At 26.4% G+C, this 12,670-nt stretch carries 11 protein-coding genes, 1 other RNA gene and 1 pseudogene; 8 read left to right on the forward strand and 5 right to left on the reverse strand.

Annotated elements, in window-relative coordinates:
• Nucleotides 1–264 precede the first annotated feature (264 nt).
• Nucleotides 265–618: a transfer-messenger RNA gene (ssrA, locus tag A500_RS20055) on the forward strand.
• A 223-nt stretch (nt 619–841) separates the two neighbouring features.
• Here ssrA and A500_RS13840 read toward each other — a convergent pair.
• Nucleotides 842–2,230, reverse strand: coding sequence for a zinc ribbon domain-containing protein (locus tag A500_RS13840; RefSeq protein ID WP_016208191.1), 1,389 nt, complete (start codon nt 2,228–2,230; stop codon nt 842–844).
• 262 nt (nt 2,231–2,492) lie between these two features.
• On the opposite strand from A500_RS13840, the gene A500_RS13845 reads away from it, so the two are divergent.
• The 5 genes from A500_RS13845 to A500_RS13865 all read left to right on the forward strand — a co-directional run bounded on the left by A500_RS13845 (nt 2,493) and on the right by A500_RS13865 (nt 7,515).
• Nucleotides 2,493–3,704 carry an NAD(P)/FAD-dependent oxidoreductase gene (locus A500_RS13845; RefSeq protein ID WP_040436896.1) on the forward strand — a complete coding sequence of 404 codons (1,212 nt, stop codon included), beginning with the start codon at nt 2,493–2,495 and terminating at the stop codon, nt 3,702–3,704.
• A gap of 174 nt (nt 3,705–3,878) precedes the next feature.
• Nucleotides 3,879–4,805 carry a patatin-like phospholipase family protein gene (locus A500_RS13850; protein ID WP_016208193.1) on the forward strand — a complete coding sequence of 309 codons (927 nt, stop codon included), beginning with the start codon at nt 3,879–3,881 and terminating at the stop codon, nt 4,803–4,805.
• A gap of 5 nt (nt 4,806–4,810) precedes the next feature.
• Entirely contained in the window at nt 4,811–5,260 is a 450-nt protein-coding gene (locus tag A500_RS13855; RefSeq protein WP_040436893.1) for a hypothetical protein, read from the forward strand.
• 40 nt (nt 5,261–5,300) lie between these two features.
• Complete coding sequence (locus A500_RS13860; RefSeq protein WP_040436894.1) at nt 5,301–5,618, forward strand: hypothetical protein; 318 nt, start codon at nt 5,301–5,303, stop codon at nt 5,616–5,618.
• 214 nt (nt 5,619–5,832) lie between these two features.
• Entirely contained in the window at nt 5,833–7,515 is a 1,683-nt protein-coding gene (locus A500_RS13865) for a GH3 auxin-responsive promoter family protein (RefSeq protein ID WP_016208194.1), read from the forward strand.
• Nucleotides 7,516–7,653: 138 nt separating this feature from the next.
• Here the strand turns inward: A500_RS13865 and A500_RS13870 are convergent, their stop codons facing one another.
• Nucleotides 7,654–8,844 (reverse strand): coenzyme F420-0:L-glutamate ligase, encoded by a 1,191-nt coding sequence (locus A500_RS13870; protein WP_016208195.1) that lies wholly within the window; start codon nt 8,842–8,844, stop codon nt 7,654–7,656.
• Between the two features lie 118 nt (nt 8,845–8,962).
• Here A500_RS13870 and A500_RS13875 point away from each other — a divergent pair, with 118 nt between their 5' ends.
• Both A500_RS13875 and A500_RS13880 read left to right on the forward strand, forming a co-directional pair.
• A complete protein-coding gene (locus A500_RS13875; protein WP_016208196.1) occupies nt 8,963–9,856 on the forward strand; it encodes a LysR family transcriptional regulator in 894 nt (297 codons plus the stop codon).
• 80 nt (nt 9,857–9,936) lie between these two features.
• Nucleotides 9,937–10,788 (forward strand): DegV family protein, encoded by an 852-nt coding sequence (locus A500_RS13880; RefSeq protein WP_016208197.1) that lies wholly within the window; start codon nt 9,937–9,939, stop codon nt 10,786–10,788.
• 99 nt (nt 10,789–10,887) lie between these two features.
• On the opposite strand, the gene A500_RS21385 is transcribed toward A500_RS13880, so the two are convergent.
• From A500_RS21385 to A500_RS22090, 3 genes and pseudogenes are all read right to left on the reverse strand, one after another.
• Nucleotides 10,888–11,376, reverse strand: coding sequence for a transporter permease (locus A500_RS21385; RefSeq protein WP_242835137.1), 489 nt, complete (start codon nt 11,374–11,376; stop codon nt 10,888–10,890).
• 95 nt (nt 11,377–11,471) lie between these two features.
• Nucleotides 11,472–12,020 (reverse strand): SLC13 family permease, encoded by a 549-nt coding sequence (locus tag A500_RS21390; RefSeq protein WP_016208199.1) that lies wholly within the window; start codon nt 12,018–12,020, stop codon nt 11,472–11,474.
• Between the two features lie 204 nt (nt 12,021–12,224).
• Nucleotides 12,225–12,359 (reverse strand): annotated as a pseudogene (locus tag A500_RS22090) (NAD(+)--rifampin ADP-ribosyltransferase); the annotation flags it as partial.
• Nucleotides 12,360–12,670: the final 311 nt, after the last annotated feature.

Genomic DNA, 12,670 nt, shown 5'->3' on the forward strand with positions numbered 1-12,670 from the left:
TCTTGTTTTTACTATTAAGCTAACTATAAAAATAGAAATATAAGAAGCTTTTTCCCAAAATGCTAATAAAATTAACTTTAAAATAAATATAAAGTATTATAATATAAGTATATAAAAGTTATACATTATATAAAGTTAACTTTAGATTATAAGAAAATCATGGGAATCAAGGATTTAATCTAAGTTGACACAGTAAATTATATAATATATAATTTACACATAGTCAAAATTGAATATTTCGCGTTAAACTAATTTACCTAACATGGGGGCGTTTTGGCTTCGACGGGGGTAAGATGGGTTTGATAAGCGGGCCGAGGCAAGCATGTCACCTCGATAATAAAGTATGCATTAAAGATAAACGCAGAAGACAATTTTGCATTAGCAGCTTAATATAGCTGTTCATCAGCCCAGGGTGCCCACGCTCTGGATCACTGGTGTCATTGAAGTGGGAAACGAAGTTTAGCAAAGCTTTGAGCTAAAGGGGTATTCATGAAGCTAGGAAATTAGGAGTTTGTTTGTGAGCGAACTAAGGACCGAAATTTTAGTCACAAACTACGCTCGTAGAAAGTCAGGCTGGTCTGCTTTCGGACAGGGGTTCGATACCCCTCGCCTCCACCATAATAAGCCGTGAAGAAATTCACGGCTTATTTATATATTTAATTAGATACTAATAGTATAACTTTTAAATAATATATTATTCATAAATTTCTATGTAAAAATAATAAGTATTTAAAATTATTAATAAGTAGGCTTTGACTGAAATATTCAATTTCTGCTTTGACCCCTCGCCGTAAACATTTTACGTTAGGAAAAATCCTTTTATTCGATTAAGCTACTAATATTAGATTGCCATCGTATATATTTTTATGGGATTACATAATTTATAGTAATGAATTTTAATATTTTCAAAATTATTTATTTCAAAGCTACCATACTTACAAATATTAAAGGCTGCATTTAAATCAGCATTTATTATTTTATTGTATTTATAGTCTTTAAACAATCCTCTTTTAACTCGTCTTCCTCCGAAAACATCAGTTGAGATTGAATTGTTAAAGGCTTTTGATTTTACTTCGAAAATGTCACCACTTAAACACGAAGTCTTAGATGTATATGATTCATCAATTTCTATTACGTTTATATTAAAACTTGGAGCTTTTAAACAAATATCATTTATTAATTTTACTATAGGTATTTGAAGAAAATGGTTCTTTATATTTTTTGATATTTTACATTTACCATTGTTTTTTAATTCGTTTATTGTTTTTGATAATACTAAATGTGTTACATCGTTATCTTTTAAATATATTAATATGTATTTTGAGAGTTTATGAAATTCTGAAAAAAAGAAATATTTTTTTTCATAAAGAAATTTTTTATAATAATTTAAATAGTTAACTTTTTCGAAGTTGCTAGTCTTTTCAAGTTCATTAATATCCTTATCTAATTTTGAAATTAGTTTATTAAAGCTAGAATTATAGCTAATAAATTTTTTTCCACTAATTATTAATGATTTAGTCGTGTTATCGTGCACATATATTGAAGCTAAATTTTTAATTCCAATATCTAATCCGGCATATTTTACTTTTTCAGCAGGAATAATATGTATTTTAGGATGGGTATAATTTATTATCATATAAATATAACCATTTGAATAGTTCAAGTTAATATTTTTTATATTATTTAAATCTTTTACTATTCTCAATAAGGGCTCATGCTTTACATGAGTATAAATCATTTTATCATTTAAATTTAGGCCTATTATATTTTTCCTTTTAAATGTCATAGATTTATAACCATCCATATATAATGTTATATGATTTGCAAGAGCTAATGATTTGGTAGATGGTTTATTTGCTTTGAAATCACCCATTTGTGATTTGGTATAAGTAGATATATAATTCTTTCTTATATTTTTAATTTGTTCAACAATGTTATGGATTTTTAATTCCTTAGTAACATCTATTATATCATTCATTAGAGAATTATTTTTATAATAGTTTTTAATATAATCCACATCTTTTTTCAATTTGCCACCACTACTATTTGTGAATACGGCTCTCATAACTCTTCCGTTGGTTAAAAATTTAAAGTTGTTACCATTATTTTGATTTAAATCTTGATTAATTAAAATTATCATCATATTTTCAAGATGTTGAGTAATAAGAATTTTATCTTTTAAATAACTAATTATATGTTTGTCTTTTATTCTAACTTTTATTGCTCTCAAATCTTCACCTCCTAATAATAGTATTTGATTTTTAGTAGAAAATATTATAAATTACAAGTTATTCTAGAATTCTATTAATTAATTAATTAATTAAAAAATTCTTAAAAGTTAACCTAGATAATTGCTTAATTTTTTTATAAGAATATAAAGCTACCAATGTATAAATAAAGTGAAATTTAAAAAAATAATAATGTTTGAAATAATAAATATCAAATATAAACAAATATATAAATTGATTATGATAAGAAGGCAGGGGATTATTATAGATATTCAATATGTACAAGGAGATTGTATTTTTACTAGAATAAACAAAGTAACTAAGCAATATGATTATTTAACTGAAGACATAAATACAGACGTAATAATAGTAGGAGGAGGAGTAACAGGAGCTATTTTAGGATATTATTTTACTAAAAATAATATTAATGCAGTAATTTTAGAAAAGTCTAGAATAGCTCATGGAAGTACTAGTATAACAACATCTCTTCTTCAATATGAATTAGATAGTAATGCTCTGGAGTTAAAATCTTATACATCTATTGATAATGTTATAAAATCTTATAAGTTAGGGTTAAAGGCATTAAATGAAATTGAAGAGTTCATTAATGAATATGGTAATGCCTGTGATTTTAAAAGAGTAGATAGTTTTTTATATACAGCAAAGAATTTAGAAATAAAAGAAATGGAAGAAGAATATGAAATCAGAAAAGAGGGTGGATTAGATGTAGAATTTATTAATAAAGAGAATAATCCATTTTCTTTAGATGTAAAAGCTGGTGTTTCAAGTAAGGCTGGAGGAGCACACTTCGATCCTTATAAATATACTCATGCCTTGCTAGATGTAAGTACTAAAAAGGGTTTAAAGGTATATGAAAATACTGAAGTTATAAAAATTCAATACAATGAAGATGGAGTAATAGCAGAAACAGTTTATGGTCATAAAGTTAAAGGAAAAATACTTATTGTGGCTACGGGATATAATACAACTCTTTTTACAAAAAGAAACCTTGGTATTAAAACTACAACCTTTAATATTGCAACAAAGCCACTAAACAATATAGAAGATATTTATAAGAATACAGTTATTAGAGACAATGAAGATCCTTATAATTACTTAAGAACCACAGATGATAATAGAATAATAATTGGAGGAGAAGATATAAATTTTTTGCCAGATATATTTAATGAAGAGCTATGTAATAAAAGTTATGAAAAGTTAGAACAAAGACTAAAAAGTATGTTTCCAAGTCTAGATATAGGAATAGAATATAAATACTGTGGGGCTTTTGCATCTACTCAAGATAATTTGGGGTTTTTAGGTAAAGATCCTAAAAATAAAAAATTGTGGTATTGCTTAGGATATGGTGCAAATGGAATTTTATTTGCTATTTTAGGTGGAATGATGTTAAGTAAATTATACTTAGGAGAAGTAGATAAAGATTTAGAACTTTTTAAGATAGATAGATTTGATTAATAAATACATAGAGTAATTTCTAAAATAGAACCTATATAATATATACTTTGAGGAAAGACTTTATTAAGTTATTTAGAATGTAGAATATTTTAAAAGAATAAAAAATAAATTGCTTGTTAAGGATATAATAAAAATATATATAATATAAAATATATGTGAAAGGAGGAGAGGAAGATGCAAAAGGATTTACCAAATATTGAAATTGGATTAGTCTTATCAGGGGGTGGAGCTAAGGGGGCTTATGAAGTTGGTGTTTACAAAGCTTTAAAGGAATTAGAGTTAGTAGAAAATATAAAAGTTATATCAGGAACTTCAATTGGTGCAATAAATGGACTTCTTTTTTCTATGGATGATCCAAAGATAGTTGATGTGAGCTGGGGAAGTTTAAATTATTCACGTTTTTTGATTAGACAAGAAGAATCAAGAGAAAGAAAAACTGGGAAATTATTAGAAAAAATAAAAAGTATTAATATAGAAACAAATATTTTAGAGCAAGTTAGACTTTATGATATAGGACTACTTTCTCAAAGAGGAATAAAAGAATTTATTGATGAATATGCTGATGTTAATTTAATAAAAAGTTCTAATAAAGATCTTTATGCTACAGCCTACAATATAGATGAAGAAAAACCAGAATATTTTAGGTTAAATGAATGTAATGAAGAAGAATTGAAACTTAAAGTTTTGGCTTCTTGTGCTATACCACATCTTTTTAAACCTTTATCAATTAATGGAATAAGATATGCAGATGGAGGAATACAATCTCCTCTTTATAGTAAAATTAATGTAGATAATGTGCCACTTTATCCCATGAAGAACTATGATTTAGATATTATACTAGTCGTACATTTATCCTACAAGAACAAAATAAATAAAGAAGGATTTAAAAATAATATAATTGAAATCTATCCCTCTGAACCTCTTGAAATCCTTAGTGGAATAGGTGCTTTAAGAATAAAGAAAGAGGTTATAGAAAGAAATATACAACTAGGTTATAAAGATGCCATATTTTTATTAGCCCCCTTAGTTATAAAGTTACTTAAAGGAAAAGATTTAGATGAAGTACTTAAGAGTTATAATGAAAAAAACTTTAAGGAGTGATATAAATGAAAGATGAAAAGTATATTAAATATGGACTATTCTCATCTATACTTATAGCTTTGGGGCCAGTACTTTGGCTATTTATAAACATATGTGATAAAAATTATGAAAATATAGTGTTGAACATAGTTTTTGTTATACTTGGACTTACTTTAGTTGCTTATAATATCAGAAATTATTTAAAAGTGTACAATAAAAGATACAGTGCTTCAGTAGATTTGCTAAGGCATATAGTATCCTTTATATTTTACATTCTATTGATAGCAGTAATAGTAATATCCTTTATAGCATTTTATATAGGAATTGCATTTATACAAAGAAAGTTATTTGTAAAAGGAGAGTATTTAACTTACTTTATAAAATATCCATACTCATATCTATTATTTGTAATACTAGCAATAGTGGCTATTAGAATTAGAATGTTATTTTTAAGAAAAGTAAAAAGAGCATTCTAGGAATCAAGGTTTAGTTCTATGGGGAAGAGTTAATAAATTTTTGATATTAATAATAATTCCACTTATATACATAGTAATAACTAGCGTAGTGGTAGTTACAGAAGATGGTATTTATGATTATAGCTTTTATAACTTAAAGGGTAACAAATACAATTTTAGCGATATAGAATATGTAGATACTGGATTTGTTGATAGAGGAAAAAATAAGGGAGAATTCTTTTATAATATTCAATTGAAAGATAGTAAAAAGATAAAATTGGCTTACCCATCTATGACTCAGCCTTCTGATAAATATGAAAATGATTCATGGCAAGAATATGTTGATATAGATCAATATATTATGGATAGTGGAAGCTGAAAAACTTCTAGTGAAAATGGCTCAAGGTATGTACAAATGGATAAAAGATATGTAGATAAATTATTATATGTTGTTAGAAATAAGAATAAGTAATAAATATAGTTAAAACGTATTGCACATGAAAATTTGAGATTTCTATTGTAACAATTTATTAACAGTTTTAAACCAGCTTCATATAATGCTTATGAAAAACTATCATAGGAAGTGTACAAGTATGTCCATAATAAGTAATTTACTTTATAGGACAATTATTGGCTGTGGAGGAGTTGTAGAAAAAAAGTTTAATAAAGAAACTAAAAGCTTTAAGAAAGTAAATAATGAATTACTACTTAATATTTTATCTAAAAATGTTAGTAGTGAAATAGGAAAAAAATTCAAGTTTATAAATATATTTTCAGTAGAGGATTTCAAGATGAAAGTACCATTAACTGAATATTTTTATTATGATAATTATATTAAACGTATGGCTAATGGTGAAGAAAATATATTAATAACAGAAAAGGTTGAATATTTTGGTCATACTTCAGGGACAACAGGCAAACAAAAGTTAGTTCCTGTAACAAAATCTAGTAGGATGAAGGCTGCAAAATATATGGCATTATTAATAAGTAGATTTTCTTATAATAACTTAAAAGAAGATTGGAATTATGGTAAGGGATTAATGATTGCAGATATTGTTATGAGTACTTATACTAAGGGGGGAATCCCTATTTGTTCAGCTACTTCAGGTGGAATTAATGGTATAAAAACTCTATTACCATATTTATATACTTCACCTTATGAAGTTATGGAGATTAAAGAGAAAGAAGTAGCACTTTATTTACACGTACTTTTTGGGTTAAAAGAGAAAAAATTATTATATATATCTGGGGTTTTTATTTCAAATATACTAGATTTATTAAGAGTTATGGAAAAGAATTCAGATAAATTAGTAAAAGATATCCGCCAAGGAAGGATAAGTAAAACACTGAATATTAATGAAGAAACTAGAAAAGAATTAAATAAATACTTAACACCAAATGCAAGCAGAGCAGATGAATTAGAAAATGAATTTAAAAAGGGATTTAAAGGAATATGCAAAAGAGTATGGCCAAACTTACAGTATATAGCTTCTGTTACAGGGGCTAATTTTACAATTTATGATGAGGCGGTAAAGTATTATTTAGGACCAGTTCAAATATATTCACCTTGTTATGCTGCATCAGAAGGTATTATGGGAATAAATCCATATGTTAAAGATATAAGATATGTAATAATACCAGATACAGTTTTTTATGAGTTTATTCCATCAGAAGAATTAAGTGAAAATAATCCCAAAACATTTTGCTCAGATGAACTAGAAATAGGAAAAAGTTATGAAATAGTTATTACTACTTACACAGGTCTTTATAGATATAGGATAGGTGATGTTGTTAAGGTAGTAGGCTTTTATAATAATTCACCTGAAATAGAATTTTTATATAGAAGAAATCAAGTGTTAAACATGGTATCAGAGAAAACAACAGAGGAACATTTAACAGATGCAATTAGAAATACAAAAAATAGACTAAAACTTGATTTAATAGATTATACAACAGTGGCTGATAATTCAATAACACCAGGTAGATATCAATTTTACTTTGAAGTTAAAGGAAAAGTTACAAAAGAATTAGTTAGAAGTATAGAGATTACGCTAGATGAAGAACTTAGAAATTGCAATTTAGCGTACAAGCGCTTTAGAAGTAAAAGTGGATTAGCAATGCCAAAAGTAATAATGCTTGAAGAAGGAACTTTTAACAAGGTAAAAGAATTTTTATTTATGAAAGGAATCTCTAAAAATCAAATTAAGATACCAAGAGTAGTTACTACAAATAAAAATGTTTTAGGTGTTATTGAAAGTAATAAGCTAGATTATTAGGATATTGATAGATAAGTCATATGGATAAATAGGCAACTAATAAATACTTATAAAAACAATTTTAAAAATATTTTTAATTAAAAAGTACCTACTACTAATAGATTTTTTATCTGTTCGTAGTAGATACTTTTTAATTTATTACTTTGTATAATTATCGAAATAACCTTGAATAAATATAATAGGAGTTCCCTTATCTCCACTTCCTGAAGTTAAATCTGATAATGAACCTATAAGGTCAGTAAGTCTTCTAGGAGTAGTTCCTTGTGAAGCCATATTACCAGTTAAATCAGAATCTTTATTTTTAATATATTCTGAAATTGCATTTTTAAGTTCTTCACCTTTAAGGTTTGCAAATTCATTATCTGCTAAATATTTAAGTTTAATTTCATTTGGTTGACCTTCAAGTCCTTTAGTGAAGGCTGGTGAAACTACTGGATCAGCTAGTTCCCAAATCTTACCTACAGGATCTTTAAAAGCGCCATCCCCATAAATCATAACTTCAACTGTCTTACCAGTCTTTTCTTTTAAGATTGATTGAATCTTATCAACTACAGGTTGACAGTTTCTTGGGAATAGTTTAATAGTATTTTCAGTTGATTTATTTGAACCTAATAATCCATAAGCTTCATTACATCCACTTCCATCAATAGATTCACATAATATATTATCAAGACTATAAATTTTTTCTCCGCCATTTGCTTTTAAAATTTTCTTAGTTCTAAATCTTGTGTGAATGTCACAAGTAAGAACACTCTTTGTATAATTTAATATAGTTTTAGGATTGTTTGAGAATATTACTTCACACTCAACACCATATTCCTCTACTAAAGATTTATAATAATCAATATAATCAACACCTGTGAAAGGATGTTTATTATGTCCAAATAAATTACGGAAATCTTTTTCTGTTAAAACATCTGTCCAAGGATTAACACCTTTATCATCTAACATATCTAAATCAACTAAGTGATTTCCAACTTCATCAGATGGATAACTTAGCATTAATACTATCTTTTTAGCTCCCTTTGCTATACCACGAAGACAAATTGCAAAACGGTTACGACTTAGAATTGGAAATATTACACCAATAGTATCGTCACCAAATTTAGCTTTAATATCTGTAGCTATATTATCTATTGAAGCATAATTTCCTTGAGCACGTGCAACTATTGATTCAGTTACAGTAACTATATCTTTATCATTTATAGTAAAGCCCTCAGCTTCAGAAGCTTTAAGTACACTTTCTACAACGATATCTTCAATTTTATCCCCTTCTTTAATGATAGGGCAACGAAGTCCTCTAACAACTGTACCAACAACTCTTTCCAAAACAATCTCTCCTAACAATTTTAAATTTGTTTTAAATACTTAATACTCTTGTACTATACAACAATAAGTGGTATAAGTAAAATAAATAGAATTAATAAATGATATAAGGAGTACTTATATGATTGCTAAATTAGACTTATATAAAGTATTTTGTCAGGTGGCAAAGAGCAAAAGCTTTTCAAAAGCATCAAAAGAGCTTTATATGACACAACCAGCTGTAAGTCAGGCTGTAATGCAGTTAGAAAGAGAATTAGATATTAGACTTTTTAATAGAACACCAAAAGGGGTATCTTTAACTAATGAAGGAAAACTTTTATTTGAATATGTAAACTCAGCAATTAACTTAATAAGTTCAGGAGAAGAAAAAATATTAGAATCTAAGGATTTAACTGTGGGAGAGCTGAAAATTGGAGTAGGAGACACTATATCTAAATATTTTTTGCTTTCATATTTAGAAGTATTTCATAATAAATATCCTAATCTTAAATTTAAAATTATAAATGGAACTACATCAGAACTTTGTGATTTAATTAAGAGTGGAGAAATTGATATTGCAATTTGTAATCTTCCAATTAATGAATCTTCATTAGAAGTAATACCCTGTGGAAAGGTTAAAGATATTTTTGTTTGTGGAGAAAAATATAAAGACTTAACAAAGAAAAAAATTTCATTAGAAGAAATGGTTAAATATCCTTTGATATTTCTAGAACCTAGTTCAAATTCAAGAAAGTATGTAGAGAAGTTCATGTTATCAAAAGGGATAAAAATATCTCCAGAGTTTGAACTTGGATCTTTTGATTTATTATTAGAGTTTGCAAAAATAAACTTAGGTATTGCTTGTGTAGTAAAAGAATTTTCAAAAGAATATTTAGAAAAAGGATTGCTTTATGAAGTTAAGATTTTAGAAGAAATACCAAGCAGAAGTATTGGTGTATGCTATTTAAAGAAGGTTCCACTTTCACTAGCTTCTACAAAGTTTGTAGAGATATTAGAAAGTAAGAAAAAATTATAAAATTATAAAAACAATGGTATAATATAAATATATATGTAAAGTTGATTATATACAAATAAACAATAGAAGGGTAATTAAGGATGAATAATATTATATTAGTAGCAGAAACAGGTTCAGATATTACAAAAGACATTGCAAAAGAAATGGGGATTTTCCTTGTTCCAATGCATGTTACTATGGGAGATAATACTTATGATGATGGAACTTTTCCAGTAGAAAAAATTTGTGAGTATTATAACAATACAAATAAAATACCAAAGACAAGTGGAAGTTCACCACAGGATTTTGAAAAGGTATTTGATGATATTCACAGATTATATCCAGATAAACAAATATTACATTTGGCATATTCAGCGGTAACAACTTGTTCTTACCAAAGTGCACTAATAGCTGCAGAGCATAGAGATTATGTTACAAGCTTTGATACTAAGAATGTATCAGTTGGTCAGGCGGCAGTTGTTATTCAAACAGCTAAATATCTAAAAGAAAATCCTGATGTTACTATGGAAGAATTATTAAAAGAAGTAAGCAGAATAAGTGATAATACTAAAATGTGTTTTGTTCCTGCTGAATTGGAGTACCTTAGAGCAGGAGGCCGTGTAAGTAATGCCGTATTTATAGGTGGTAAAATACTAAGAATACATCCATCAATTGAAATTGAAAATGGATATTTAGTAGCCAAGAAAAAGTATAGGGGAAAAATGGAAAGTATAATTCCCAAACTAATAGAAGAATACAGCAATGATAAAAATTTAGATAAAAAAGAAGTGTATCTATTGTGGTCAATAGGATTATCAGAGGCCATCCGTAAATTGGCTGAAGATAAAGTAAAGGAAATGGGATTTGAAAAAGTTACATGGATGCAAACAGGCTGTGTAATTACAACTCATGGAGGACCAGGTTCATTTGGAATTGTAGGACTTTCCAAATAAGTTCAGTCTAATAGAAACAACTTATAAAGTTCACCTCAAATATTAGGTATTTATACTTAGTATTTGAGGTGGATTTTTATAGAAATTAAAAAGTTAATATTAAATACAAAATAGTATTAAGTAAATCAAAGGAATTATTATAGCTAGTCCTAAAATATTATAAAATGTAAAAGATTTTAAATACTTATTACTTTCTTCTGGAAATTCATTTATATAAAGTTTAAAGGAAATGACACTAGCAAGTGAAGCAATTAATGTTCCTAGGCCGCCTATATTAACTCCAAGAAGTAACTCTCTAACTGAGTTTGTAAATCCTGATAATAGCATAGTCGCAGGTACATTACTAATTACTTGACTTACAATAATTGAGTAAGTAAAGGTAGATTGTTTACTATTTAATATTTGTTCCATAAAGTTTTTTACACTATCTAAAGTAGATATATTGCCAATGAATACAAAGAATCCGATAAAAGTTAATAAAAGAGAGTAATCTACTTTAAAAAATAAGCTTTTATTAAACAATAATACAGTAAGTATAGTAATTAAAAATGTGAATCTATAATCTACTAAATGGAATACGGATAGCAAAATTATAAAGAATAGAATTGAAAAAACAATAACTTCTTTTTTGTTTTTAATATTTATAGTTTTTAATTGAATTTTTAATTTTTTATTTTTTTCTTTTAATATGAAAATATTAATAAAATAATTGATATTAATAATAATGGAAAAGTTGCTTTAAAAAATTCCATAATTCCTAATTTATAAAAGGAATAAATAAAAAGATTTTGTGGATTACCCATAGGGGTGAAGCTACTTCCAAGATTAGCTGCAATAGTCTGAAATATAACTATTTTTAGTGGGCTCAAATTTGTTTTTTTGCCTATTATTATAGTTAAGGGAATAAAGGTTAATAAAGCTACATCATTTGTTACAAACATAGATGATATTAAAGTAATAAAAACTAAGGTGAAAGTTATAGAAGTATAAGATGTACATCTTTTTAATATTTTAGTTGCAATAGAATCTAGTACCTTTAATTCATTGAAGGAAGAAACAACTATCATTAAATTGAATAAAAGTATTAAAACCCTAAAATCAATATAAGATAACTTTGGAACTGAAAATACACAACTAAGTATAGCTAAAGATATAGAGATAATTAATACTATTTCTTTTTTTATAAATTCTAAAAAATTTGTTCTTTGATTTGATTCTATATTTAGGTTCATAAGTACTCCTCTTTAAAATAATATTAGTATAAAATAACGCAATTTTATTTTATTATAAAGGAACTTAAATACACAAGAGCGATTTTTAATAAAAGTAATAGTGAATTTATTGAAGTTAAGAAGCTATATTACGACATAAAACTTAACAATAAAATAGCTCTTTCGTAAGAGAATATAAAGAAAGGGAAGGACTAACCTCTCCCTTTATTCATTAATAGCTTCAATTCCTTGTTCTTTTAGTTTATTTAAATTATCTTTCATATTTTTAAGTTCTTCTTGTGAATGGCCTTTCCATTCAGTTATTTCTCCAATTACTTTTAATGGGAAGGCTGTACGATAAGAACTAGTAGGATTTCCTGAAAGTCTTTTATCCGTTAAATAATGTGAGACTTTGTTCCATGATAAAAAGGTCCGTTATCTAAAATTATATCTGATTTAGAGGCAGTAGTTAATTTGTTTTCAATACTCATATGAATTGTCCTTTTTAGTAGAATAATATATTTACATTATCTTATCATAGACAAAATGAAAAATATAAGTCTATATTCTATAAAAATATATCTAATGATTTAAATGTGATAAAATATAAAGTGTTTTTTATGATATTAATTTAATTAAAGAATATTAATAATTTATGAGGAGAATTATAT

This window comes from Clostridium sartagoforme AAU1 (assembly GCF_000401215.1).
GTDB classification, from domain to species: Bacteria; Bacillota; Clostridia; order Clostridiales; family Clostridiaceae; genus Clostridium; species Clostridium sartagoforme.

Excerpts from the sequence above, each read along its gene's own strand:
- A500_RS13855 (WP_040436893.1), top strand. The coding sequence starts at position 4,811 with ATGAAAGATGAAAAGTATATTAAATATGGACTATTCTCATCTATACTT.
- A500_RS21390 (WP_016208199.1), bottom strand. The coding sequence starts at position 12,020 with ATGAACCTAAATATAGAATCAAATCAAAGAACAAATTTTTTAGAATTT.
- A500_RS13880 (WP_016208197.1), top strand. The coding sequence starts at position 9,937 with ATGAATAATATTATATTAGTAGCAGAAACAGGTTCAGATATTACAAAA.
- A500_RS13850 (WP_016208193.1), top strand. The coding sequence starts at position 3,879 with ATGCAAAAGGATTTACCAAATATTGAAATTGGATTAGTCTTATCAGGG.
- A500_RS13865 (WP_016208194.1), top strand. The coding sequence starts at position 5,833 with ATGTCCATAATAAGTAATTTACTTTATAGGACAATTATTGGCTGTGGA.
- A500_RS13875 (WP_016208196.1), top strand. The coding sequence starts at position 8,963 with ATGATTGCTAAATTAGACTTATATAAAGTATTTTGTCAGGTGGCAAAG.